Source organism: Pseudoalteromonas luteoviolacea CPMOR-1 (genome assembly GCF_001625685.1).
GTDB classification, from domain to species: Bacteria; Pseudomonadota; Gammaproteobacteria; order Enterobacterales; family Alteromonadaceae; genus Pseudoalteromonas; species Pseudoalteromonas luteoviolacea_K.
The window spans coordinates 13,335-38,234 of record NZ_AUYC01000015.1 but is presented as its reverse complement, the minus strand read 5'-3'; the positions used below and the strand labels follow the sequence as shown (position 1 = coordinate 38,234).

General features: G+C 42.2%; 21 protein-coding genes and 5 tRNA genes. 8 read left to right on the top strand and 18 right to left on the bottom strand.

Annotated elements, in window-relative coordinates; translation table 11 throughout:
• Positions 1 to 94: 94 nt before the first annotated feature.
• From lon to N473_RS04800, 9 genes are all read right to left on the bottom strand, one after another.
• A complete protein-coding gene (gene lon / locus N473_RS04840; RefSeq protein ID WP_063366958.1) occupies positions 95 to 2,464 on the bottom strand; it encodes an endopeptidase La in 2,370 nt (789 codons plus the stop codon).
• A 123-nt stretch (positions 2,465 to 2,587) separates the two neighbouring features.
• Positions 2,588 to 3,871 (bottom strand): ATP-dependent protease ATP-binding subunit ClpX, encoded by a 1,284-nt coding sequence (gene clpX, locus N473_RS04835; protein ID WP_063366957.1) that lies wholly within the window; start codon positions 3,869 to 3,871, stop codon positions 2,588 to 2,590.
• 231 nt (positions 3,872 to 4,102) lie between these two features.
• Positions 4,103 to 4,711: an ATP-dependent Clp endopeptidase proteolytic subunit ClpP gene (clpP, locus tag N473_RS04830; protein WP_039608490.1), complete on the bottom strand. Its 609-nt coding sequence runs from the start codon at positions 4,709 to 4,711 to the stop codon at positions 4,103 to 4,105.
• 190 nt (positions 4,712 to 4,901) lie between these two features.
• Entirely contained in the window at positions 4,902 to 6,209 is a 1,308-nt protein-coding gene (gene tig / locus N473_RS04825; protein WP_063366956.1) for a trigger factor, read from the bottom strand.
• Positions 6,210 to 6,483: 274 nt separating this feature from the next.
• Positions 6,484 to 6,560 (bottom strand) — tRNA-Pro (locus N473_RS04820).
• Positions 6,561 to 6,583: 23 nt separating this feature from the next.
• A tRNA-Pro gene (locus N473_RS04815) sits at positions 6,584 to 6,660 on the bottom strand.
• Positions 6,661 to 6,681: 21 nt separating this feature from the next.
• A tRNA-His gene (locus N473_RS04810) sits at positions 6,682 to 6,757 on the bottom strand.
• Positions 6,758 to 6,785: 28 nt separating this feature from the next.
• Positions 6,786 to 6,862, bottom strand: a tRNA-Arg gene (locus tag N473_RS04805).
• 49 nt (positions 6,863 to 6,911) lie between these two features.
• Positions 6,912 to 6,988: transfer RNA gene (locus N473_RS04800), tRNA-Pro, on the bottom strand.
• A gap of 389 nt (positions 6,989 to 7,377) precedes the next feature.
• On the opposite strand from N473_RS04800, the gene folD reads away from it, so the two are divergent.
• Positions 7,378 to 8,232 carry a bifunctional methylenetetrahydrofolate dehydrogenase/methenyltetrahydrofolate cyclohydrolase FolD gene (gene folD / locus N473_RS04795; RefSeq protein ID WP_063366955.1) on the top strand — a complete coding sequence of 285 codons (855 nt, stop codon included), beginning with the start codon at positions 7,378 to 7,380 and terminating at the stop codon, positions 8,230 to 8,232.
• Between the two features lie 22 nt (positions 8,233 to 8,254).
• On the opposite strand, the gene N473_RS04790 is transcribed toward folD, so the two are convergent.
• From N473_RS04790 to cysS, 4 genes are all read right to left on the bottom strand, one after another.
• Entirely contained in the window at positions 8,255 to 8,668 is a 414-nt protein-coding gene (locus N473_RS04790; protein WP_063366954.1) for a hypothetical protein, read from the bottom strand.
• 117 nt (positions 8,669 to 8,785) lie between these two features.
• Positions 8,786 to 9,067: a hypothetical protein gene (locus tag N473_RS04785; RefSeq protein ID WP_063366953.1), complete on the bottom strand. Its 282-nt coding sequence runs from the start codon at positions 9,065 to 9,067 to the stop codon at positions 8,786 to 8,788.
• A 108-nt stretch (positions 9,068 to 9,175) separates the two neighbouring features.
• On the bottom strand, positions 9,176 to 9,640 hold the full coding sequence (locus N473_RS04780; protein WP_155735527.1) for a RidA family protein: 465 nt from the start codon (positions 9,638 to 9,640) through the stop codon (positions 9,176 to 9,178).
• 391 nt (positions 9,641 to 10,031) lie between these two features.
• Positions 10,032 to 11,411: a cysteine--tRNA ligase gene (gene cysS, locus N473_RS04775; protein ID WP_039608486.1), complete on the bottom strand. Its 1,380-nt coding sequence runs from the start codon at positions 11,409 to 11,411 to the stop codon at positions 10,032 to 10,034.
• Between the two features lie 207 nt (positions 11,412 to 11,618).
• Between cysS and N473_RS04770 the strand changes: the two genes are divergently transcribed.
• Both N473_RS04770 and N473_RS04765 read left to right on the top strand, forming a co-directional pair.
• On the top strand, positions 11,619 to 12,113 hold the full coding sequence (locus N473_RS04770; protein WP_063366951.1) for a peptidylprolyl isomerase: 495 nt from the start codon (positions 11,619 to 11,621) through the stop codon (positions 12,111 to 12,113).
• 53 nt (positions 12,114 to 12,166) lie between these two features.
• The gene (locus tag N473_RS04765; RefSeq protein WP_063366950.1) at positions 12,167 to 12,886 is read left to right on the top strand and encodes a UDP-2,3-diacylglucosamine diphosphatase; all 720 of its coding nucleotides are present in this window, start codon (positions 12,167 to 12,169) and stop codon (positions 12,884 to 12,886) included.
• 47 nt (positions 12,887 to 12,933) lie between these two features.
• Here the strand turns inward: N473_RS04765 and N473_RS04760 are convergent, their stop codons facing one another.
• The 5 genes from N473_RS04760 to N473_RS04740 all read right to left on the bottom strand — a co-directional run bounded on the left by N473_RS04760 (position 12,934) and on the right by N473_RS04740 (position 18,073).
• Complete coding sequence (locus tag N473_RS04760; RefSeq protein WP_063366949.1) at positions 12,934 to 13,857, bottom strand: glycosyltransferase family 2 protein; 924 nt, start codon at positions 13,855 to 13,857, stop codon at positions 12,934 to 12,936.
• Entirely contained in the window at positions 13,814 to 14,953 is a 1,140-nt protein-coding gene (locus N473_RS04755) for a polysaccharide pyruvyl transferase family protein (RefSeq protein WP_063366948.1), read from the bottom strand. Before N473_RS04755 ends, N473_RS04760 begins: the two co-directional genes overlap by 44 nt.
• A gap of 225 nt (positions 14,954 to 15,178) precedes the next feature.
• A complete protein-coding gene (locus N473_RS04750) occupies positions 15,179 to 15,868 on the bottom strand; it encodes a sugar transferase (protein ID WP_052262146.1) in 690 nt (229 codons plus the stop codon).
• A gap of 2 nt (positions 15,869 to 15,870) precedes the next feature.
• A complete protein-coding gene (locus N473_RS04745) occupies positions 15,871 to 17,127 on the bottom strand; it encodes a WecB/TagA/CpsF family glycosyltransferase (protein WP_063366947.1) in 1,257 nt (418 codons plus the stop codon).
• Positions 17,128 to 17,329: 202 nt separating this feature from the next.
• Positions 17,330 to 18,073, bottom strand: a complete 744-nt coding sequence (locus N473_RS04740; RefSeq protein ID WP_063366946.1) for a hypothetical protein — start codon at positions 18,071 to 18,073, stop codon at positions 17,330 to 17,332.
• 238 nt (positions 18,074 to 18,311) lie between these two features.
• Between N473_RS04740 and N473_RS04735 the strand changes: the two genes are divergently transcribed.
• From N473_RS04735 to N473_RS04715, 5 genes are all read left to right on the top strand, one after another.
• Positions 18,312 to 19,940 carry an LruC domain-containing protein gene (locus tag N473_RS04735; protein WP_063366945.1) on the top strand — a complete coding sequence of 543 codons (1,629 nt, stop codon included), beginning with the start codon at positions 18,312 to 18,314 and terminating at the stop codon, positions 19,938 to 19,940.
• 13 nt (positions 19,941 to 19,953) lie between these two features.
• On the top strand, positions 19,954 to 20,559 hold the full coding sequence (locus N473_RS04730; protein WP_063366944.1) for a hypothetical protein: 606 nt from the start codon (positions 19,954 to 19,956) through the stop codon (positions 20,557 to 20,559).
• A 258-nt stretch (positions 20,560 to 20,817) separates the two neighbouring features.
• Positions 20,818 to 22,266 (top strand): sigma-54-dependent transcriptional regulator, encoded by a 1,449-nt coding sequence (locus N473_RS04725; protein WP_063366943.1) that lies wholly within the window; start codon positions 20,818 to 20,820, stop codon positions 22,264 to 22,266.
• A 175-nt stretch (positions 22,267 to 22,441) separates the two neighbouring features.
• Positions 22,442 to 23,683 carry an oligosaccharide flippase family protein gene (locus tag N473_RS04720; RefSeq protein ID WP_063366942.1) on the top strand — a complete coding sequence of 414 codons (1,242 nt, stop codon included), beginning with the start codon at positions 22,442 to 22,444 and terminating at the stop codon, positions 23,681 to 23,683.
• Positions 23,684 to 23,693: 10 nt separating this feature from the next.
• Positions 23,694 to 24,701, top strand: coding sequence for a glycosyltransferase family 2 protein (locus tag N473_RS04715; RefSeq protein WP_063366941.1), 1,008 nt, complete (start codon positions 23,694 to 23,696; stop codon positions 24,699 to 24,701).
• The last annotated feature ends 199 nt before the right edge of the window (positions 24,702 to 24,900 follow it).

Below are 24,900 nucleotides of genomic sequence, written 5' to 3'. Positions count from 1 at the left end.
CCTAGAAACTACGGGGCTTCCCGTGTCCTAGGCCTAAATCCAGTGCTTAACTTAGCACACCAACGGGATTTGAAAACCCTTTTTCTCGACTTTTTTAAGCTTTAACAGCAGTTTTTTGCGTTTCCACAGTAAAACTGTCCACAGGTTGAGCAAGCGCAATAGATAAAACGTCCTCAATCCATGTAACAGGGTGAATTTCGAGGCCATCTAATACATTATCTGGGATCTCTTTTAAGTCACGTTCATTCTTTTTCGGAATGACCACTGTCTTAATTCCACCTCGGTGCGCAGCCAGTAGCTTCTCTTTTAAACCACCAATTGGTAATACTTCACCACGCAGTGTGATTTCACCAGTCATAGCAACATCACTTTTTACAGGATTGCCAGTCAAACTTGACACTAAGCCTGTGACCATCGCAATACCAGCACTTGGACCATCTTTAGGAGTGGCACCTTCAGGCACATGCACATGAATATCACGCTTTTCATAAAAATCTTCGTTGATACGAAGTTTCTCAGCACGATTTCTTACCACTGTCATCGCCGCTTGAATAGATTCTTGCATGACGTCACCCAAAGAGCCGGTGTAAGACAGCTTACCTTTGCCAGGAACAGCCGCACTTTCAATGGTCAACAAATCACCACCGACTTCAGTCCATGCAAGGCCTGTCACCTGACCGACTCTGTCACCATCTTCGGCTTTACCGTAATCAAAACGCTGAACGCCTAAAAAGCTCTCCAGATTGTCTGCATTGATAACGACCTTCTTCTGATCCTTATCTAACAAAATGGTTTTCACCGCTTTACGACACAACTTAGACATTTCACGCTCTAAGTTACGTACACCCGCTTCACGTGTGTAGTATCGAATAGTATTGATAATAGCGCTGTCTTCTATTTCAATTTCACCTGCTTTTAAGCCATTGCGTTTAATTTGCTTTGGAATTAAATGCTGCTTAGAAATATTCAGCTTTTCATCTTCGGTGTAACCAGATAGACGAATAACTTCCATACGGTCTAATAGTGGACCTGGGATGTTAAAGCTATTGGATGTTGCTACGAACATCACGTCAGATAAGTCGTATTCAACTTCAAGGTAATGATCAGCAAAACTACTGTTTTGCTCAGGGTCTAATACTTCTAATAACGCAGAAGCTGGATCGCCGCGCATATCCGAAGACATTTTGTCGATTTCATCAAGTAAGAATAATGGATTTTTAACGCCCACCTTACTCATGCTCTGGATCAATTTACCCGGCATAGAGCCAATGTAAGTACGACGGTGACCGCGAATTTCAGCTTCATCACGTACACCACCCAAGGCCATACGCACATATTTACGACCAGTAGAACGCGCAATAGACTGACCAAGGCTGGTTTTACCAACACCTGGAGGACCAACTAAACATAAGATAGGGCCTTTGAGCTTATTGGTGCGTTGCTGCACTGCCAAATACTCAATAATGCGCTCTTTAACCTTATCTAAGCCATAATGATCCGAGTCCAAAATCTTTTGTGCATTCGCTAAGTCTTTTTTCACTTTGGAACGCTTTTTCCACGGCACATTGATGAGCGTATCAATATACGAGCGAACCACTGTGGCTTCAGCAGACATTGGCGACATCATTTTAAGCTTGTTCAACTCTGAAGTGGCTTTTTCTTCCGCTTCTTTTGGCATCTGAGCTTCACTGATACGCTTTTTAAGTGTCTCAAACTCATCAGGCACATCATCTAGTTCACCAAGCTCTTTTTGAATCGCTTTCATCTGCTCATTGAGGTAGTACTCACGCTGCGATTTTTCCATTTGCTTTTTCACGCGAGAGCGAATCTTTTTCTCAACTTGAAGTAAGTCTATTTCACCTTCCATCAATGCCATCAAGTATTCAAGGCGCTCAGTTACGTTATACAGCTCAAGTACCTTTTGTTTTTCAGGCACTTTAATTGGCATATGCGCAGCCATGGTATCAGCTAAACGTGCAGTTTCGTCGATGCCAGAAACAGAGGTCAGTACTTCAGGTGGGATTTTTTTATTGAGTTTTACATACCCTTCAAACTGGCTCACTGCACTGCGAATGAATATATCTTGTTCTTGCTCCGCTATGTTTTCTGAAGCAATGAACTGTGCATTTGCTAAGAAATACTCATCAGTAACCAAAAACTCATCGATTCTCGCTCTTTGTGTGCCTTCAACTAACACCTTAACCGTGCCGTCTGGTAGTTTCAGAAGTTGTAATACCGTGGCGACTGTACCGACATCATAGATATCGTCAGTACTAGGATCATCGATGGAGGCTTCTTTCTGAGCCACTAAAAAAATTTGCTTGTCATTTTCCATTGCCGCTTCAAGACATCTAATAGATTTCTCTCTGCCAACGAATAGTGGGATCACCATGTGAGGGTAAACCACAACATCACGCAGTGCTAACACTGGAATTTCAACTCGATCCGTTCTCTCAAGCGTCATTATGTTCTCTTTGCACTTCATTTATTTTTAAGATTACAGAGGTATATGGGGATGCCCTCTATAAAGTTCAACTCTTGGACAAAAAAAGGAGCACTAGGCTCCTTTTCTAACTTAACTGATAAATCATTCAGATGCAGCTTTATCTTGATTGTTATTTTCGTAAATTAAAATGGGGTCTGACTCCCCTTTAATGACTGTTTCGTCAATAACAACTTTGCTGACATCTTCAACTGAAGGAAGTTCATACATGGTTTCAAGTAGAACAGCTTCAACAATTGAACGTAGTCCTCGAGCACCAGTCTTACGCTCCATCGCTTTATGTGCAATGGCTCTTAACGCGTCTTCACGGAATTCAAGTTCAACGCCTTCCATCTTAAACAATGCACCATACTGCTTTGTGAGCGCATTCTTTGGCTCGTTTAAGATTTGTATCAGCGCATCTTCATCGAGCTCAGTCAAGGTTGCTACAACTGGTAAACGACCAATAAACTCTGGAATTAAGCCATACTTAACCAAATCTTCAGGCTCAACATCTTTAAATGTCTCGCTCAATGAGCGTTCACCGTCAGAACTCTTCACTTCTGCGCCAAAACCAATACCAGTATTGGTGTGACTACGTTGCTCGATGACTTTATCTAGACCCGCAAAAGCACCACCACAGATGAATAAGATTTTAGATGTATCAACTTGCAAAAACTCTTGTTGAGGATGCTTACGCCCACCTTGTGGAGGAACCGATGCAACAGTGCCTTCAATCAGTTTCAGTAACGCTTGCTGCACACCTTCACCAGACACATCTCTGGTAATAGATGGGTTGTCAGACTTACGTGAAATTTTATCAATTTCATCTATATAAACGATGCCACGCTGTGCTTTTTCAACGTCATAATCACACTTTTGCAAAAGCTTCTGAATGATATTTTCAACGTCTTCACCAACATATCCAGCTTCGGTCAATGTTGTCGCATCAGCCATAGTGAATGGCACATCTAACAATCGCGCTAACGTTTCTGCAAGTAACGTTTTACCACTACCTGTTGGTCCGATTAACAAGATATTACTTTTTCCGAGTTCTACATCAGATTTAATACCTTGGTTTTTAAGACGCTTATAATGGTTGTATACCGCCACTGACAAAACTTTCTTTGCATGTTCTTGGCCGATAACATAGTCATCTAAGTGATTACGGATCTCTTTAGGCACCGGCAGTTTATCAGACGCATCATGCTGCGGCGCGATATCCTTGATCTCTTCTCTAATGATGTCGTTACACAGTTCGACGCATTCATCACAAATATAAACTGAAGGACCAGCTATCAATTTGCGTACTTCGTGCTGACTCTTACCACAAAATGAGCAGTACAAGAGTTTGCTATTCTTGTCGCCGTCTGTAGGAGTGTCTGACATTCAACTACCTCTTAAATTGGGTGAGTTATCTCTATTTGGATAACACAATATATGCTTTAACTATACCAAATAAACTTTCAGTTGGCATAACTAAGCTAAAGCAAAGTGTCACTACTTAGTCGTAAATAGCGTTTTACACCTAAAGTAACTCAACTAGGACATCTTTAAGATATAGATCCAAGTTTTATTATTTCAAGGTGTAAAATTTCACCTTTGTTTAGCTTTTTATTTCTAACGGCTCGTATGCACCGCGTCAACTAACCCGTAATCGACTGCTTCTTGCGCATTCATAAAATTATCACGGTCAGTGTCATTAGCAAGTACTTCGTATGGCTGACCTGTATGCTCCGCCATTAACCTGTTTAATTTTTCTTTGATAGTTAGGATTTCTTTGGCGTGAATTTCGAAGTCAGATGCCTGCCCTTGGAAACCCCCTAGAGGTTGATGGATCATTACACGAGAATTAGGTAGACAATAACGCTTACCTTTCGCACCGCCAGACAACAGAAACGCCCCCATACTAGCCGCTTGACCAACACAAACAGTGCTCACATCTGGCTTAATGAAATTCATCGTATCATAAATTGACATACCCGCAGTCACAGAGCCGCCAGGAGAATTAATATATAAAAATATATCTTTTTCAGGGCTTTCTGACTCTAGGAATAGCATCTGCGCCACAATTAAGTTGGCCATATGGTCTTCAACTTGGCCTGTTAAGAAAATAATTCTTTCTTTTAAAAGACGCGAGTAAATATCGTACGAGCGTTCACCTTTCGCTGTTTGTTCAACAACCATAGGCACTAAGGCGTTTAGAGGGTCTATCATACCGTCATTCATATTATTGGTTCCTTTATATGCGAGGCAGGCTTGCCGCGTTATTCAAGCCTCACTACTTGAACATGCCTTAAACTATTAATCACTATTAACAAAAAAGGCTCGCAGCGCTGCGTTTAACAGAGCATTACGAGCCATTTAAGCGTTAGCTTAGCTGTAAGTCAATGCTTTCCTCTAAGACGAGGTAAGAAACTTACTCTGCAGCTTGCTGTGGGTTCATGATGTCGTCGAAAGATTTCTCAACATCTGTTACCGTTGCGCTTGAAAGTACAGCTTCTACAGCTTGCTCTTCCATTGCAACATTACGCATTTGCTGCATTAATTGATCATTTTCTTTGTAGTAGTTAACTACTTCTGAAGGATCTTCGTATGCAGAAGCAACAGTTTCGATTAGTGATTCAACTTTAGCATCATCAACTTTAATGTCGTTTGCTTTGATCACTTCACCTAGAAGAAGGCCAGTTTTAACACGAGTTACTGCTTGCTCGTGGAAAAGCTCAGCAGGAAGCTCTGGCATGTTTTTAGCGTCGCCGCCAAAACGCTGTGCAGCTTGCTGACGAAGCGCGTCAATTTCTTGATCGATAAGTGCTTTTGGCACTTCAACTTCATTTGTGTCTAGAAGACCTTTGATTGCTTGCTCTTTTACCTTTGCTTTAACAGCTTGGTCAAGCTCACGAGTCATGTTCTTCTTAACTTCTTCTTTAAGTGCATCAACACCGCCTTCAGCAACACCGAACTTAGTTGCGAACTCATCGCTTAGCTCAGGAAGCTCTTGAACTTCAACTTTCTTCACAGTGATAGTGAATTGAGCTGGCTTACCTTTTAGGTTTTCAGCGTGGTACTCTTCTGGGAAAGTTACGTCAGCAACTACTTCTTCACCCGCTTTCTTGCCTACGATACCATCTTCAAAACCTGGGATCATACGACCTTGACCTAGCTCTAGAGGGAAGTCTTCAGCTTTACCGCCTTCGAACTCTTCACCGTCTACAGTACCTAGGAAATCAACTGTTACGCGATCATTTTCGCCTGCAGCTGCATCAACTTCAGTCCAAGTTGCGTGCTGCTTACGAAGTGTCTCAAGCATGTTAGCAAGGTCGTCTTCAGTTACTTCAACAACTGGCTTTTCAACAGCTACTTTATCTAAGTCTTTAATTTCAACTTCTGGGTAAACTTCAAAAGTCGCTTCAAACTCTAGATCTTTACCAGCTTCAAGTGCTTTAGGCGCAAAGCTTGGTGCACCTGCTGGATTAATTTTTTCAGAAACGATTGCTTCAATATAGTTACGCTGCATAAGGTCGCCAGCAACTTCTTGACGAACTGCTGCACCATAGCGCTTGTTGATCACAGAAACTGGTACTTTACCAGGACGGAAACCGTCAATACGCTGTGTTTTAGACAGTTGTTGTAAGCGTTTTTTAACTTCAGTCTCAACGTTCTCTGCAGGAACGGTGATAGTCAGACGGCGCTCAAGGCCTTGAGTCGTCTCAACAGAAACTTGCATGATATACCTCAATTTTCATTTTTGGCGGCAACGCGCCTTCCTTCACAAACAAGTCGACATAATAGTGTAATCAGAAACAATGCAAACACTGCATTTATTCAAAACCAATTACATGTCGAGCTTGCTGCCTGCCCCATCAGGGCACTATGTTAAACATTAGACGCGGCATTATAACCTATAAAACGGGAGAGTCGAGCAATCAGAACAAATAAATAATAGGAAAAAAGACTGTAAATTAAATGAATAAGGGAATATGAGATAATTAGAAGGAAGATGGTCGGCGATGCAGGATTTGAACCTGCGACCCCTTGGACCCAAACCAAGTGCGCTACCAAGCTGCGCTAATCGCCGATAAAAGTATATTTTTTGAAAAGTGGTCGGCGATGCAGGATTTGAACCTGCGACCCCTTGGACCCAAACCAAGTGCGCTACCAAGCTGCGCTAATCGCCGATATAATTTTGAGTGTGTAGATGGGGCGACTGATGGGGCTCGAACCCACGACAACCGGAATCACAATCCAGGGCTCTACCAACTGAGCTACAGCCGCCACTACATACTTGTGGACTTTGTTTAAATGGCGCACCCGGAAGGATTCGAACCTTCGACCCACGGCTTAGAAGGCCGTTGCTCTATCCAGCTGAGCTACGGGCGCAACACAAACAACACTTGTGTGCTATCCACCTACTTCCTCTAGGAGAAAGTGGTCGGCGATGCAGGATTTGAACCTGCGACCCCTTGGACCCAAACCAAGTGCGCTACCAAGCTGCGCTAATCGCCGAATTTGTTACTTACTTAGAATGCTTTTGTTTAACACCCCTCGTTGGCAACGGGGTGCATAATAGGGTTTTGAGTTGTTGAGGTCAAACATTTTTTTTATAAATTCGTTCAACTGCCTAATTTTGACTCAAAAGGGTTAAAAAGCAGCTTAAAAAGACAAAAATCACTCAACAATCACCGTGACTTATATTAATGCAACTACATTAACGCGGAATCTTGCTTGGCTAATCAGCTCAAGTTTGCGAAAATATAGCCAACACAGCTTTATTGTCTCTGAAAAGCAATATTGTATATGCCAAGTAAGACTGCAGCTGTAAGTATTATTAATAGAGTCACCAAATAAGCTCTATAATCGTTCAAGTAAATAACCCCTATATATAAAGGTCACCCATGACGGCAAACATCATCGATGGCAAAGCAATTGCGAAGCAGGTTCGCAGTACTGTCGCAACACGTGTTGAGCAGCGCGTATCTGAAGGACTTAGAGCTCCAGGACTGGCAGTGGTACTTGTCGGACAAGACCCCGCGAGCCAAGTATATGTTGGTTCAAAGCGCAAGGCATGTGAAGAAGTTGGCTTTGTTTCTAAATCATATGACTTACCTAGTGATACAAGCGAAGCACAGCTGTTAGAGTTAATCGACAATTTAAACCAAGATCAAGAGGTGGATGGGATCCTTGTTCAATTGCCTTTACCTAAAGGACTTGATGCAGAAAAAATCCTTGAACGAATTCATCCACATAAAGATGTTGATGGTTTTCATCCTTATAATGTAGGAAGACTTGCACAAAGAATGCCTGCACTGAGACCTTGCACACCAAAGGGCATTATTACGTTACTGGAATCAACCGGTGTCCGCTACAAGGGTATGCACGCAGTCGTTGTTGGAGCATCAAACATCGTTGGCAGACCAATGTCTCTTGAGCTTCTACTCGCAGGCTGCACAACAACGGTATGCCATAAGTTTACACAAGACTTAGAATCTCATGTTCGCCGTGCTGATCTGTTAGTTGTCGCAGTCGGTAAACCAGAGTTTATTCCTGGCGACTGGGTAAAAGAAGGGGCAATTGTAATTGATGTGGGCATTAACCGCCTAGAGTCAGGCAAGCTAGTTGGTGACGTGCAATATGATGTTGCAGAAACAAAAGCCAGCTTTATTACACCAGTCCCTGGTGGTGTTGGTCCAATGACAGTCGCGAGCTTAATTGAAAATACATTAGAAGCGTGCGAAAACTACCACAGCTAGTGTATTATTGGAGCGCTCAATCTTAAGAGTGCTCCACTTTTACATCCTCTTCACTTTCCTCACCCCCTCCTGTTCTATATTCTTTCGCAAGCATCTCTTGTAAAGCAGACATTTGCTTTTCAAATTCTTCTTGATCAATTTCACCAGACTCAAGTCTTGCCAACAATTCTTGCATTTTTGACTCTATCTCCTTGATTTTATCTTCATTCACACCAATGCGATTAAACATTATTGACTGACGGGCTCTCGCTAAAAAGCTATCGTTTAATTGGGATGTTGATAAATCTTTTTGTTTTAATGACTGAGAAAGATCGGACTCTGCGCCTTGGAGGCCCATTTCAATGTCAAATTCTTGCTGCGTGTTTTCTTTCAATTTAGGTACTTTAGATTGCTCTAAATCGGCAGCGGTGTTCAAGGCGCTTTTATGTAACAACATTGCTTTATCCTTAAAAAGTGGCAAATTAATTCCTCTACCACATGATTAAGCAAGCAACACACCAAGTTACTTATAGTAAACACTTTGGCCTGTCACATTAGGCGCCTAGACCCTGATTTATCGGCAAGTAGACTGGATAATTTTTAATTGTTCGTCTTGGGCTTTTATGTCGTTATTTGTAATAGCAACGGCATGATCAACTTTGGCATTTTTGCACTTTTCTGTTAGCTCTTTATCCATAAGATAAACTTTATCTTGTTGCGACTTTACAACGCCCTCAACACCTTGGTACTCAGATCGTTCTTCTGGTGTCGCATCTCTGTCAAAAGGTGCTCCTTGATTCACCTTACACCCAGTTAATAACAGCGCGAGTAAACCAATACCACAAGCAAACTTCATTATATTCAACTCCTTATTTATTGCTTAAGGCGCAAAAATATCATGACGGTTGAAATGAGCAAAGTGCTGAACAAAAAAAGGAACAAGCTAAACATTAAATACTTACCATTATTTTTTCGATATTGCCGCCATACACTCGACTTCTACCCGCGCACCTAATGCTAATCCGTTGGTTGCAAAAGCACTTCGCGCTGGATAAGGTTTTGAAAAATACTTCGTATACACCGTATTGAACTTGGGCCATTCCTTGATATCTGCAAGCATAATTGTGCACTTCACAATATTCTGCATCGATAAGCCATGCGCTTCTAAGCTTGCTTGAATATTTTCCATGGTTTGCTTACTTTCGCCGGTAATACCGCCTTTCACCAGCTGCGTTGTGCCAGGTTGAATGCCAATTTGACCAGATAAGTACACCATATCATTTACCCGTACAGCCTCTGAAAATGGTAAATTATGGCCAGCTGGTAAAACAGCATAAGAGTTTAAGTGCTCAACCTGCTTGTTAGGTTTAGCGATGCTATGGCCCGCTGCGGTCAAAAAAGTTAAAGCAATTATTATTTCCTTCATCATATATTTCCATTCCAAACACGATACACTCAACATATCACCGTTCAAAAAAAACCAAAAATATTTTCAATCAAAGAGACTGCCATATTTACTTGATAAAAATGAGGTTGGTACTTAAGCGCACAAAGCATCGCCTAAAACTGTATCTGCATAATTTCACCTGTAATAAAATACAAGTGATAAGATTAAAATAGAAAGAAAATAAAGAAGCTGAGTAATGATAGCCGTGCACTCCCTTATGCTGAGATGTCTTATATTGCTGAAGGCTACCAGACAAAAGTAGGGCGTCATGGGAGCAGTTGCTCATTTCACTCAAATGGGCCCAGCCATACATATTTCTGCTAACAAAAAAGGAGCACTGAGTGCTCCTTTTAAAGTATTTATTAAGATGTACTTATGCTTTACGCCAAGTGGTTTTACCTGCACTGTCTTCCAGTACGACGCCCAGCGCAGTTAATGCATCTCTTGCCTCATCAGCTGCAGCCCAATCTTTATTGGCACGTGCAGTGTTACGTTGCTCGATCAAGGCTTCAATTTTCGCCACTTCATCTTCATCTTGCTCACCTTGTAAGAAACTCTCCGGCGTCTGTTGAGCAATACCTAATACTTCAGCCAATTTCACCAAGATATATGCGTGCTCACCAGCTGCTTTTACGTCAGTGTCTTTCAATAAGTTTACTTCTTTGGCCAGCTCAAAAATAACAGGTAAAGCTTCTGGCGTATTGAAGTCATCATTCATTGCAGCTTCAAAACGTTCTGCGTAAGCATTGCCCTTTAGCTCAACTTCCACCAGCTCCACACCGCGCAGAGCCGTGTAGATACGCTCCAAAGATGAACGAGCTTGGTCCAAGTTTTCTTGTGAGTAGTTTAACTGACTACGGTAGTGACCATTAATCAGGAAATAACGCACTGTCTCGCGGTCATACGCTTTTAATACTTCACGTACAGTAAAGAAGTTGCCTAAAGATTTAGACATTTTTTCTTTGTTGACCTGTACCATACCTGTGTGGATCCAAGTATTTACGTAACAGCCATTATTTGCGCAGCAAGATTGTGCAATTTCATTTTCATGGTGTGGGAACTGTAGATCTGAGCCGCCACCATGAATATCAAATAAATCGCCTAAGTGCTTAGAGCTCATTGCACTACATTCAATATGCCAACCAGGTCGACCTTCGCCCCAAGGAGATGTCCAAGATGGCTCGCCCGGCTTGGCTTTTTTCCATAGTACAAAGTCAAGTGGATCATCTTTGCCTTCAGCCACTTCAACACGGGCACCGGCTTGAAGCATATCTAGGTCTTGCTGAGATAGCTGACCGTAATCTTTGAACGTTGAAACATCAAATAATACATCGCCGCTTTTTCCAACATAAGCATGCTTTTTAGCAATTAGACGCTCAATCATTTCGATGATTTCATCCATATGACCCGTTACTGTTGGCTCAATGTCAGCAGGTAAGATATTTAATGCTTCAAAATCATCGTGCATAGCTTTGGTCATACGCACAGTCAGATCGTTGATCTCTTCTTTATTTTCTGCAGCTCGCTTAATAATTTTATCGTCAACATCAGTGATATTACGAACATACGTGACGTCGTAACCTAAATAACGAAAATAGCGGTTGATTACATCGAAAGATACATATGTGCGTGCATGCCCTACATGACAGAAATCATAGATTGTAATACCACACACATACATGCCGACTTTGCCTTCAACAAGCGGTTTAAATTGTGACTTTTGACGTGTCAGTGTGTCGTATATCTGCAACATGTAGTGATTTTCCTAAATTCGAGTTTGAAACCTTTGCATCATATCACTTGAAAAAGCTCGTCACCACCGTAAAAAGGCGAATTTTACCCTATCTAGGTAACAAAATTTAAACAGCAAAACTGTCAAAGTTATTTCAACACTTTGTAGTTCAGCAGATGTACTATAAAATAGCGTTTTAATCTTATCATTGTAATTCAAGGACCCATTATGGTTGTTTTACAAACAAACTTCGGCGAAATCAAAATCGCACTATTTGAAAAAGAAGCACCTACTACAGTTGCAAACTTCAAAAAATATGTTGAAAGCGGCTTTTACAACGGCACTATCTTTCACCGTGTGATCGATGGTTTCATGATCCAAGGCGGTGGTTTTGAGCCTGGTATGAGTCAAAAAGAAGTTGACGCGCCTATCCAAAATGAAGCAAACAATGGTCTTGCTAACAAAGTTGGTACACTTGCCATGGCACGTACGCCAGATCCTCACTCTGCAACAGCACAGTTTTTCATTAACGTGAATGACAATGACTTCCTAAACTTCTCAAGCGAAACGTCTCAAGGTTGGGGTTATTGCGTATTTGCTGAAGTTGTTGAAGGCATGGACGTTGTGAACAAGATCAAAGGTGTTGCAACAGGTTCATCAGGCTTCCATCAGGATGTGCCACTGGATGATGTGATCATCGAAAGTGCTACCATCACTGAATAACACTGACTAAAAATATGAGCGCTAAGGCGCTCTTATTTATAACAAGAGACATCATGCGCAAGACCTACTTTATTTCTGACCTTCATTTAACCGAACACAGACCAGACATCACCAACGCCTTTTATAACTTCTTGGATGCTTTTATAGATGACAGTGTGGATGCGTTATACATATTGGGTGACTTTTTTGAAGTTTGGATTGGCGATGATGAAGGCGACCCACTTGCAATTGAAGTTGCTAAACGACTCAAAGCCATCAGTCATACAGGTACAAACGTGTACTTTATTCACGGCAACCGTGATTTTTTAATTGGCGAACAGTATGCCAAGTTATGTGGCATGACTTTATTACCAGAGCAAGCAGTGATCGACCTATACGGCACGCCGACACTGATCTTACACGGTGATGAAATGTGTACTCAAGATATCGAGTATCAAAAGTTTCGAAAAAAGAGTCGCGGCTGGTGGTGGCCGAAGTTAATGCTCGCGATGCCGTTATGGTACAGACGCAGAGTGGCTAAAAATGCCAGAGCAAAAAGCAAGCTTAATCAACAGGGCAAAGCGCCCAGTATATTAGATGTGACAGACGACGCAGTCGCCGAGATGTTTGAAAAATATAATGTACAGCACATGATACACGGCCATACACATAGGCCAAAAATACATAAAAATAAGTTCACTAGAACAGTGTTAGGAGATTGGTATAGTCAAAGCTCATATTTACTTGTGACGGAACAGACTCAATCTTTAGAACAACACGCTTTTAGCGAATAAAGTACCGAAGTACTTTACTCGCTCAGTATTGAACATCTTGTCACAGTCTATGCCGCTTTAGAGAAAATAGACATTGGCGTAGATACCAGCTTGTAAAAGCTCCAATGAACCGGTTTAGTGCGAGATACTGGGTTTGACAGTAACTGTGCAGCATAATCATAAGAGCCATGTTTGATGTGGCGTTTCGCCAGATCGCAAATATGTGCGCCAACATACTTTAATACCATCTGCTCTAACCTGGGTGCGATACGCCCTGCTTTCACATCATCCAGCAAACGCTCAGCAAATGGACATAACTCTTTTGGCGGAGCCTTGTCACATGCACTGTTTTGAGTGCCTTGAAAGTAAAAACTTTCAATTAATGGTGAGTAGGCAATACGTGAGTACAAAGCAAAGTTAACATAAAAGCTCTGATCTTCTCCCATCCACTCACCGCGCGGGAAACCACCTAATTCATCAAATGTCGACTTCCTTACAACAATACTCGACATGGTAAATGGTAAGTCACCACTTGCTGCGACCGCGAAATAGTTATCCATTTCATAGCCGTTAGCATCCCATTGAGTCAACGCAATTTTTGCGTCTTTGTAATCATTATCACCGTATACTTTCTGGTAACGCGTTGCATATAAGCCCATGTTTGGGTATTGATTAATTAAATCTGCAATGCGATTCAAGAAAAATGGCGACCATGTATCATCGGCATCTAAAAAGGCAATAAACTCATTCTTGGCAAGATTAGCACCTGCATTACGCGCTTCTGATACACCTTGGTTTGCCTGCTTCACTAATTTTACGTTACTGATATTTAAAGCACTGACGATATCCGCACTGTCATCTGTAGAGCCATCATCAATGATAATAATTTCATCTGCTTTATAGCTCTGAGCAACCACACTATTAATTGCACGTTCAATGCAATCGCGTTTATTGTACAGAGGGATAACAACTGAGAATTTGATGCTGTTCATATTCATTGCTCCAATTATTCATTGATAATGCGACCGCTTGCTCTACTGGTAGTGTTGGTGCTACACAGTGGCCAGATACAACCTGATTTGTAATATTGATGACCTCTAGTGGGTCATAGTCATTGGCATCAAATTGATACATGTCTGCCATGCCAATTTGCTTTGACCATTGCTTACATTTGCTGTGATACTGCAAGTTAATAAACGGCGTATTCACCATGTAGGCATAAACTGCAGCGTGTAATCTCATACCAACCACTGCTTTAAACATTGCCATGCTTTGTAGTAAGCGCAGTGGATTCACTGTATATCGAATACGTTTAACCGGTACATAACTTGGCATTTTACGAAGAATTTGCTCGTGCACATTGTTATCACCTAATGTGCTGTGGTCGTTAAAATCTACAAGATAGATGTCTTCACGTGTCATTTCCCAAATAGCGGTCATCAACTTCACTGCTTTTCTGATTCTGGCACGTTCGCTCAACTGATCTGCTTCACCAAACGCATTAATCGCTTGCTGACAGAAATTAAACGCGACACCTCTGCGCTCAATTGCTTGAATTGAATTACCGAAGTAATGTAACAGCGAAGGTGCCAAATCAAATGTCTGCGATATATTGGCATTCGGTGCAATCGCTTTCGCAATGTCAAAACTTTTCGCATCTCTTACGCCAGTGAAGTGACACTTGTTTAAAAACTTCGCACACTGCTTTTCATCTGCTGTTGTTTTAAAATCCTCAATCCCAACACCAACGGCATAGCTAGACTGCTTGCCACACAAAGAAATCATATGACACTTTTGTGCAATATCTTTGCTTGAGTGCAATACAGAGCCCCCACCAAAAACAATTTTCTTTGCATTAAATGCACGTTTGTAATGCGTTACTCTTTGGTGGCCTCTAAACAACATCGGTGCTTGGCCTTGTACCTCTAGCTGTTTCACTAAGCCATATTGACTGCTGGCATTAACAGCGATGTTGTTACTACCGAATGTGCTTTTTGCACCTTCTATACTTGCTAACATCAGCGCATCGTCTCCGCTGTTGCGCATGCCGTAGTAACCAACAATATATATGTCATGTTTGCTTTGCATGTGTAGTCCTCAACTCTGTGTCTATACCTAGATATTGCAGGGGCTATGCCAAAACAAAAAATAATTTTAAATTAATAAATATCAACACCTTAAATAATATTAAAAATAAATATTGGGGATTTTCACTATGAGAATTTGCAGAACGAAAATGCAAAATGCAGGGATTTTTAAAATAAAAAAGCCAGTAAATAAGTTACTGGCTGGATAAAGTGAAGGGAGTAAAATTTAATATGCACCTTTTGCACCTACTACACATGGTACAGTTTTCAGTAAAATCTTAACGTCGCTCATAATGCTCTGCTCAACAATATACTGCTCGTCCAATTGCACTTGCTGTTCAAACGTCGTATCTGCACGGCCTGTTACTTGCCAAAGACCTGTTAACCCCTGCTCTGAGTTTAAACGTGACAGTTGTGCTGGTTTGTATTGCGCAACTTCCATCTCTAGTGCAGGTCTTGGACCGATTAACATCATGTCGCCTCTTACAACATTTAATAACTGCGGTAACTCATCAATCGAATATTTACGAATGAAACGACCAATACAAGTGATACGAGGGTCGTGGATATACTTCTGACATACACCCTCTCTAGCACTGTCTTTCTGGTCAGGCGCTTGGAAGCGCGGATCGTCCTGCATATACATTGAACGGAACTTGTACATAGTGAAACGACGACCAAATTTACCTACTCTCGTTTGACGAAATACCACTGGCCCCTTGCTTTCTAGCTTTATCGCTAACATCAATAGTAATAACAGAGGGCTAATAGCTAATAAGCCTAGCGCTGCAACCGCTCTTTGGAACCACACTGGAATGCCGTGGTGGACACCGTCAATATGATGTTTTGTTACTTTCTTTGCTGTTTGAGTTGATGTAGCTGTCACGTTTGTCGCAATTTTAGTTGTGATATCCATGATTAAAGCCCTCTGATAGATTGTTTTAAAATGAAAACTCGGAATAAGAACACTGGGTTGCCAACGACATAGCGATTGAACTTGGTTTTTGGTTCCTGCATTAAACGCCATACCCACTCTAAGCCCATTTCGCGCATCCAGAGCGGTGCTCTTGGAATTGCCCCAGAAAAGAAGTCAAATAAACCACCTACTGCCAATGCACACTGGCAATTTAAACGATGTTTGTTTTTAGCAAGCCATAGTTCCTGGCGAGGTGATCCTAGAGCCACCAGCAAAATGGTCGCTCCGCTTTGATTAATTTGCTCGATGATGTCGTCATCACTGTTAAAATAACCGTGATGCGTGCCGCGAATGTCTAAACCTGTGTATTTAGCTTGCAGAGCTTCGCCTGCTTTTTTCGCGACACCTTCTTTTGCCCCTAGCAAAAATAACGATTGTTCGGTTTGTACAGCCTGCTCACAGAGCAGTGGCAACATGTCAGTACCGTTTACATTGTCTGCCAAATCGATACCTGAATGCTGTGCCGCTATTCGCATGCCAGAACCGTCAACAAAGTTCTTATCGCTATCACACAGTGTGTGGTGTAACGCTTTGTTGCTCGCAGCTAAGTTAATTGAATTCACATTAAGGAAGTAACCGACACGGCAATTAGTCTGCACTTGGTCACTGTCGCATACCCAATTAATCGCATCATGCATTTTGGTATTCGAGAATGGTATGCCAAACATCTGGTTGTCACCTTGCGTACTACCAGATTTTTTATACAGCGCCTTACACAAAACTAACTTCAAAACCATCATCGCGTCTTGAATACAGTTTTGCTTCGCCTGTGCTTCCAGTAATGTTAGCTCATCACTTGCAACTAAACCCGTAGCGCGATGCAGCTGTAAGCAATCATATAAACCTGCTTTTTCGCATGGTGATTTGAACCGCTTTACATTGGGGATTGACGTTGTGCCGCGAATAATGGGTGTGCCTACAAAGTGAACTTGACCCATTGCAACGTTAATTATGTTTGCGCTCGATTTGAATGGACCCACTTGCCAGCTGTAAAGCTCAACCACATCGCCACCGATATCAATCCAGTTTTCACCTTTGATTGGGGCTTTCAAGACTAGCATGCTAAACAGAATGTTTAAGATGTATAAAGGAAGCAAAGCGACCATCAAAACGATTGCAAACGTAAATCTAATTACACTACGTGTTGCACTTGTTTTTTTTGTAGATGCAATCTGATGTTTGTTAGTTTGAGCAGCCATGTCACCACCTCCGTAATCTTTGTTGTAGAGGTAATTGCGAGGACTGTGCCAAATGAAATAAAAACTTTAAAGTGTTGAATTATAATAACTTAATTAAACTTTGCAATTTTAGAGTGAATAGAATTTCTTAATTTGCAAAGCACAACGAGAAGTATTTTTTAATTTAAAAAATATGAGAGCAACTATTCGTTATACTTCCTTACTACTTACTAAATTGCGGATAAATACGACGAACTCTGTTAAATAGCGCTGGCAGTTTACTATTAACAACGGTGAGTTTTTTACCTTGTTGCTGGGCATCATTAAGATCGCACCTAAGCAATAGCTTACTCACTTTAAAAATGATTTTATGGACCATTTTATCAAAAAAGCTATTTTTCAAAGGGCCATAATTAAAGTGACGAATATAATCCGCCATGCCTTTAGAGTGCGTGTTATTCCATTTATCCGAAATCAACTGAAATCCATCGGTGCTTTTAGCAAAATGCGCGACATGCCCATTCTCCCCCCAGCCAATCCCTTTCGACTCGGCAACCGGGGTTTCAATCGCGCCAAGTACTTGTTCAAACCACGCAACTGCAGCTAGCGTGTTGTGCACTAACATAACGCCTGAATTGATTTCGCCACTAAAACCATGGGCCATATAAATGAACTTATCAGCGACTAGTAGCGATTCAATCTGTGGGCAGTCGTCTTGTATGAATGCATCCGCATCAACAAACAACACATTAATATAGCCTGCCTGTAACGCTGCTTTTAAAAGTAACAGTTTAAGCCAGCAGCATTCCACACCTAAAGAGGTAAATAGAGGCCGAGTGATAACCACATAGTCATACCCCATTTTTTTTGCATATCGCTTTTGACTTTTTATACAGTGGCTATAGCGCCATTGGTACCCATTCAAAGCCACACTAAATACCAGAGTCTCATTTTTATTCTTTGTCATTTACCGCTCCCTTATCTGACTTCGTGCCTTTTTTAAATAAAGCAAACTCAGCATAAGTTTGCACAAGAAATATTTTTTCATTTTAAGAAATCTAAAAAATATGCGTATTAATTTGCGAAAACCGCCCCCTTAAAAACTCACTTAAAAAACACAAACAACTGTAATTTATAAACTTTATTTTCTGGCACAGTTGCTGCTCTTGTCTTGTCAACTTAATCGAAAACAAGGTCTACACGTTATGAGCTATTTCACAAAGATGTGCGTTTCTGCTGCACTTTGCACCATGGCATCAAGCGCGGTTGCTGTACAGCTGGTCGATGGCAACTACGTATGGCAGTTTCAATCTGGGCAAGCTTGGCCAGATGGTTATAACCAAAATACAGGTAAACCAGACAGCTTAATTTACGCACGCGACGAGTATAGTCGTGATTTTTTCCAACGTATCAGCAATGCATTACCCGAAGCGAAAATAAACGAAGCCTTTATAACTGGTGACAGCGGCTCTACTATACACTTAGTAGAAGAAGCGGAAGTCTTTATTACCTTTATTCATGAAGGCGCTGGATATAAAAACTCTTTTGGTTATTTCACCTTTGATCCTGAAAACCCGCCTACCTCAGCGGACCAAATACAAGAAACCATCGTCTTTCCAAACTTGAGCTATCCACATTTGACCAACGGCCACCGCGTGAGTATCGGCACGCACCCTGCGGGCACCAGTATCGGCTTTTTCGTCGCAGCAAATGGTTTTTGGTACTACACTGGGGTGAAAAATTGGCAGATACCTTATTACTACTCAATCTCGTCACTTAATCCTGAACCGACTGAAGACTTAAGACAGCATTGCGTGCTCTTATATGATGAGCAAGAACAAGAAGTGGTTATCGGTTTCGAAGATTTACCGCGTACATGGGGTGACAATGACTTCAACGATGCCGTATTCAGTGTGCAAAGTAGTCCCGGCACCGCTATTCAATCGAGTAATCTTGTTGTCATGCCTGAAGCCAACGACAGCGATGCGGATGGTATACCTGACGAGCAAGATGAATTTCCAAATGATTTCAGACGATCACACAGCCAGTATTTCCCTTCACAAACCGGTGTGTCAACACTCGCTTATGAAGATAATTGGCCACAACGCGGCGACTATGATTTAAATGATTTAGTCGTAAAACAACGCATACAAACAACGTTTGATGTCAATAACGAAGTCAGCGGGTTTATTTTACACGGCTGGATCACGGCGCGTGGTGCTGCATATGAAAATGGCTATGCGCTTCGCATATTAGACTCAGCACCAGGTCTCATTGAAAAAGCCACTGTCACCATAGACGGTCAAACGTTTGAAAAGAACGTAGAGGAATATCAATCAAATGCCGTGTTACAACTTTGGAGCAATACACAGCTATTCACGCAAACTGGTGAATCAGGCAAGTGTACGCACTTTAACACAGTGAAAGAATGTAGTTACTTTGAGCCGGTACCATTTACACTCGACGTCACATTTGAGGCATCTCAGCCTTCGCTCAGCATCGCGGATTTAGACTTCTTTATCTTCAGAACATCGGATCGCACCATAGAAGTTCACATGGCTGATTATCCGCCAACAGACTTATTCGACCAAACACGTTTTGGTAAGGTGGATGACTCATCAGATCCAAGCCTGAACCGTTATTTCAGAACAGCTGATAACTTACCTTGGGCGCTGACAGTGAGTGAAGAGTTTAACTACCCACGTGAATATATTGATGTGTTATGGGCATACCCTAACTACGAGACCTGGGTTGAATCAAGCGGTGCACAAGCACAGGATTGGTACAAAACCAGTGACAGAGACACCCACTACTACATGCCAGAATCAGAGTAATTAGGAGCGCACCATGAAAACAGTAACTAACTTAACCGCAATGTTCAGCATCACCCTACTGGCTACTCTGATAACAGGTTGCGGAGGAGGTGGCGGCTCTGAATCGAGTTCGCCAGCCCCAGCAGCGACACAGGCAACGACGCAACCGACTGCAACATCCAACGCAGCGACCAGTGAACCACAACAAACAGAGCCTGCACAAACACCAGCACAGGAACCGGCGGCAACCATGGAAGACTTCATGCCACAAGCTGAGCTTAAAGAGTCTGCAGCGACAGACTCGACAGATCTCTATGTTATGCCTGATTTTAAATTCAGAACCAGCGATGAAGTAACAATGGAGTTCAGTGGTGAAAATGTATTTGGTGAGTCTTTGGCAGGAAGAACCATTAAAATTTATTCATTTGATGTCGAGGTGCCTTCTGTTGAAGACGAGTTGATGGGTAATAGAGAGCTGGTTGCCACTTTGAGATTTAATCCGTCTGGACAGCTACAGCACACCCTTACGTTGCCACAAACAGCAAAAACGATGCTGGTGCGCGTGGATAGCATGTTAGAGACAAATCAAGTGCTGTTTCCGCTCGATTCAGACGAGACAATAGTCCATACATTTAAGTAAGCTCTCCAAGCCAAAGTGTGCTCTGCTTATGTGGAGCGCACTTTATTCCCTCTCTTTCACACGCCCTCACTCTATCACAACAAAATTACCAGATCTTTATACGTTAGTCAGAATCTTTGTCTATGCTTGTTGCGGTTATATTTATCGCATCGTGATAAATATTACATATCCGCTACTTTCTAACAAAAGTCTTTGGAACTCTGAGAGTTACACTGCTATATCTTAATAGAGAACAAAAATTAATAAAGGAGCGCTTGAATGGATAAAATAACAGGACTTAATATTTTGCTAGTTGATGACGAGCCACATATTTTGCGCTCACTCAGCCGAGCATTACGCTCCGATCAATATCATATTCATACCGCTGAAGGTGGACCTGCCGCACTAGAGATTTTGGCGAATGAATCCATCGATGTGGTTGTCACAGATAAAAATATGCCAGAGATGACAGGTAATGAACTACTCGCCATCATCGCCGAACAATACCCGGATACCATTCGCATTATGCTTACCGCCTTCACCGAACAAGCTGCACTCATTGACGCGATAAACCAAGGGAAAGTTTGGGGCTATATGCAAAAACCGTGGGATAACGATAATCTCAGGATCACCATTGAGCAGGCACTACAGACTAAAATGCTCATTGCTGAGCGCAACATGCTGCGCGCCAGTCTAAAGCGCTATAAACGAGAACATAGATCTCAGTTTCAACGCTTTATTGGCGGCTCCTTAGCAATGCAAGTTGTGTATAAATGTATCGATAAGGCTGCACCGAGCCGTGCTAATGTGTTTATCACCGGCCCCAGTGGTACAGGTAAAGAGCTGGCTGCCGAGGCCATACACAACTTAAGTCCTCGCCACAACAATGAGCTTGTCTGTATTAACTGCGCGGCGATTCCATCTGAATTGATGGAGTCCGAAATCTTTGGCCATATTAAAGGTGCGTTCTCTGGCGCAACCAATAACCGCGATGGCGCAGCAACCTTGGCAGATGGCGGCACGCTATTTTTGGATGAAATTGGCGAAATGGATATGGCACTTCAGGCTAAAATTCTTCGCTTCATTCAGACGGGAACTTTTCAACGCGTCGGTAGCGGCAAGGTCGAAAAAGTCGATGTGAGATTCGTCTGTGCGACTAACCGCAACCCACTTGAAGCCATTGAGCAACAACTGCTGCGTGAAGACTTATTTTATCGACTTAATGTCATCGCGATAGATATGCCCGCCTTGTCTGATCGTGATGAAGACCCTTTGCAAATTGCACTCTTCTATCTCAACAAATTTAGCGAAATGGAAAATAAGCTTTTTGTCGGTTTTTCAAAGCGTGCAGAACAGCTCATTTTGAATTATGCCTGGCCTGGTAACGTCAGACAGCTAGAAAATCTCATTCACAGTGCCGTGGTGATGTCCGACGGGCCCATGGTAAGTGAAGAGACATTGATGCAACAATTACATTTAAAACCCAATGAAGAGCTGTTCAAACCTAAAGACAAGCCATCATCTGCCCCACAGCTGGCTAATGGCTCGGCTGCACCAATCAGCACTGCAACGCCCGATGCCAGCAACATTGTGCCCCTTTCAGAAGTAGAACGTATTGCCATTGAGCAAGCCTTACTTGTTTGTGAAGACAATGTAGTCAAAGCCGCCAGTCTATTGGAAGTCAGTCCCTCAACTTTGTATCGCAAAATACAAAAATGGGAGCCTTAACAAGGATTGGACCTTTGCAAATTAGAAAACACCTGCATTGCAAATTGCGATAAAGAACGACTGTTAACTTATAAACAAAAACAAGATAACCATAAAAATCAGCCGGTTAAAAACAAAAATAGAGTTGGCGTAATTATTGATTGATAGAGGTATCACTTAAAACCGAGTAAAGCCAATGCAATCAAGTAAACACTCACTGAAGCTACTACTGCGTAACACCTCTTGGCTGGTGGGCGCAGAAGTTGTAGCCAAAGCTACGCGCTTACTGAGCATTATGGCGATGGCTGCATTTTTGGTACCTGTCGAATATGGCGCAGCTATGCTGGCACTGAGCATACATGAAGTTATTCGTTTACTTTTACGCTCAGGTACTGGCGCACAAATTATCCGTGCAAAAGACGGTGATTTACCTGATTACCTGTCAAATGGCTTGTGCATACAATGGCTACTGTGCATTGCACTTTGCATCGTGCAACTCATTGCTGCCTACGCCACTCAGTGGCTGTTCCCAGAGCATGACATCACAACCTTAGTAGCTTTGATGGCATTTACCTACTTGGTATTCCCCATCGTCAGCACCCGAGCATTTTTGGTACAGCGCGATAACCGCATGGCACTGTTTAGCATGATCAGTAGCTGCTGCATCATTTTAGAAAATACCACGATAGCTATTGCACTTTACTTTGATGCGGGCCTACTATCGATTGTTTACGCAAAATGGGCGTTTGCATTATTGTGGCTTGGCGCTTTTTCAATGGTTGACACTCTGCCTCATAAAATAGGCTTCAAGCGCGATACATTTTTTTATTTACTTGGCTCTTCTACACAACTCGCTGCTGCTGAAGGTCTGCGTTCACTGCGTATGAACATGGACATCTTCATCGGTGCAAGATTACTTTCACCTGAATTGTTTGGCCTTTACAGCTTTGCTAAAAGTGCGGGCATTGGACTGGCCATGTCAATCAGCCAAGCCTACATCACTGCGCTTTACCCGTATGTTTGCCAGCAACAAAAAAATGCACAAACGGGCAACCTAAATCAAAAAATCATGTGGGTTACCGCTGCGGTATCTGCCATTTTTGTATGCCAATCGGCCTTGGTGCCAATCTATGTACCCTTTCTTTTCTCAGCCGATTGGCAGGCAAGTTTTACAACAACCAGTTTATTGTGCCTTATTGCAATCACCACAGTATGGTCAGACACCTACAGTGCGATGCTACGCAGTAAAGGCCTATTTAAGTTAGAAACACAACAATGTGCATTCTGCCTTATCGTATCCATCATCGGTGTATTGGCTATCGCACCACAGCAGCCAGACACATTTGCCCTAGTTTTACTTTTGAGCAGCATCTTGTGGCTGGTATTCCCTGCCATCAATGTGCTTCTTGTCAAATTCAGCGCCATCAAAGCCGCCTAAGGAGCTTGCTATGACTACTTTAATCAACCCAACTGTTAGCGTCGTTATTCCAATGTACAATGTAGGTAAATATATTGAGCAAAGCATTGGCTCGGTACTGAAGCAAACTTATCAAGACTTTGAAATATTATGTGTTGATGATGGTTGCAGTGACGATACGCTGGCTAAAGTCGCACAGTTTGATGACTCACGCATTCAAGTCATTCAGCAACTTAATCGTGGCCTGTCGGGTGCCAGAAACACTGGAATTCGAGCAGCGAAAGGCAAATACATTGCCCTACTGGACGCCGACGATTTCTGGTCAGCAAAAAAATTAGAGTTGCACGTTGCACACTTAGACAGCAGCCCTAAAGTAGGTGTGAGCTACTGCCCATCCCTATTTGTAGATGAAGACGGTGCACCTCTTGGCATTGGTCAATTTCCCGCTTTAACAGGCATCACCACAAAACAAATCTTTTGCCGCAACCCTGTCGGTAATGGCTCTGCGCCTGTGATCAGAAAAGCGGTATTTGATGCAGTGGCATTTCAAGATGGTATGCGTGCATGGACACAATACTTTGATGAAGAACTGCGTCAGTCTGAAGACATCGAGATGTGGTTGAGAATGGCACTAGATACTGATTTTGAATTTGAAGGCATTGCCCAGCCGCTGACTTATTATCGCGTCAACGCATCGGGATTATCATCTAACTTACATAAGCAATTTACCAGCTGGCAGTATGCAGTTGACCAAAACCGTATCGGCCATGAAGCGTTCTTCAATCAATATGCCTCACTGGCAAAAGCTTATCAGCTGCGTTATTTATGCCGCCGTGCGATTCAGTCAAGAAACAGCTCTCAGGCAATTAAGCTGATGCATCAAGCACTTAAAACTAACTGGCGTATTTTAAAAGAAGAGCCAAAACGCACCCTAGCAACATGGGCATGTACGTATCTAAGTACATTACCCGCCTGTATTTATAACACCATAGAGAATGCAGCAATGCGCGGTGTTTCATACATTCAAAAGTCGCATTAAAGTTTACCAATCACATTCAATACCCTTAAATAAAAAAACCAGCAAAGGCTGGTTTTTCTATTTTGCAAACGCCACTCGATGCAAATTGCAAAAAATCAATATAAAAACTGCAAAATAACTTTATAACCTTCTGTTTTTAAATGATTTCGACAACTGGCCTAATTAATGCTTTATTTAAGACAGTATCTTTCATTAAGGA

Bases quoted from the DNA above. Each gene is read 5' to 3' on its own strand.
- folD (WP_063366955.1), top strand. From the start codon at position 7,378: ATGACGGCAAACATCATCGATGGCAAAGCAATTGCGAAGCAGGTTCGC.
- N473_RS04740 (WP_063366946.1), bottom strand. From the start codon at position 18,073: ATGACAAAGAATAAAAATGAGACTCTGGTATTTAGTGTGGCTTTGAAT.
- N473_RS04785 (WP_063366953.1), bottom strand. From the start codon at position 9,067: ATGAAGTTTGCTTGTGGTATTGGTTTACTCGCGCTGTTATTAACTGGG.
- clpX (WP_063366957.1), bottom strand. From the start codon at position 3,871: ATGTCAGACACTCCTACAGACGGCGACAAGAATAGCAAACTCTTGTAC.
- tig (WP_063366956.1), bottom strand. From the start codon at position 6,209: ATGCAAGTTTCTGTTGAGACGACTCAAGGCCTTGAGCGCCGTCTGACT.
- N473_RS04790 (WP_063366954.1), bottom strand. From the start codon at position 8,668: ATGTTGTTACATAAAAGCGCCTTGAACACCGCTGCCGATTTAGAGCAA.
- lon (WP_063366958.1), bottom strand. From the start codon at position 2,464: ATGACGCTTGAGAGAACGGATCGAGTTGAAATTCCAGTGTTAGCACTG.
- clpP (WP_039608490.1), bottom strand. From the start codon at position 4,711: ATGAATGACGGTATGATAGACCCTCTAAACGCCTTAGTGCCTATGGTT.
- cysS (WP_039608486.1), bottom strand. From the start codon at position 11,411: ATGTTGCAGATATACGACACACTGACACGTCAAAAGTCACAATTTAAA.
- N473_RS04755 (WP_063366948.1), bottom strand. From the start codon at position 14,953: ATGCAAAGCAAACATGACATATATATTGTTGGTTACTACGGCATGCGC.
- N473_RS04765 (WP_063366950.1), top strand. From the start codon at position 12,167: ATGCGCAAGACCTACTTTATTTCTGACCTTCATTTAACCGAACACAGA.
- N473_RS04770 (WP_063366951.1), top strand. From the start codon at position 11,619: ATGGTTGTTTTACAAACAAACTTCGGCGAAATCAAAATCGCACTATTT.
- N473_RS04715 (WP_063366941.1), top strand. From the start codon at position 23,694: ATGACTACTTTAATCAACCCAACTGTTAGCGTCGTTATTCCAATGTAC.
- N473_RS04720 (WP_063366942.1), top strand. From the start codon at position 22,442: ATGCAATCAAGTAAACACTCACTGAAGCTACTACTGCGTAACACCTCT.
- N473_RS04780 (WP_155735527.1), bottom strand. From the start codon at position 9,640: ATGATGAAGGAAATAATAATTGCTTTAACTTTTTTGACCGCAGCGGGC.
- N473_RS04750 (WP_052262146.1), bottom strand. From the start codon at position 15,868: ATGGATATCACAACTAAAATTGCGACAAACGTGACAGCTACATCAACT.
- N473_RS04730 (WP_063366944.1), top strand. From the start codon at position 19,954: ATGAAAACAGTAACTAACTTAACCGCAATGTTCAGCATCACCCTACTG.
- N473_RS04725 (WP_063366943.1), top strand. From the start codon at position 20,818: ATGGATAAAATAACAGGACTTAATATTTTGCTAGTTGATGACGAGCCA.
- N473_RS04760 (WP_063366949.1), bottom strand. From the start codon at position 13,857: ATGAACAGCATCAAATTCTCAGTTGTTATCCCTCTGTACAATAAACGC.
- N473_RS04745 (WP_063366947.1), bottom strand. From the start codon at position 17,127: ATGGCTGCTCAAACTAACAAACATCAGATTGCATCTACAAAAAAAACA.
- N473_RS04735 (WP_063366945.1), top strand. From the start codon at position 18,312: ATGAGCTATTTCACAAAGATGTGCGTTTCTGCTGCACTTTGCACCATG.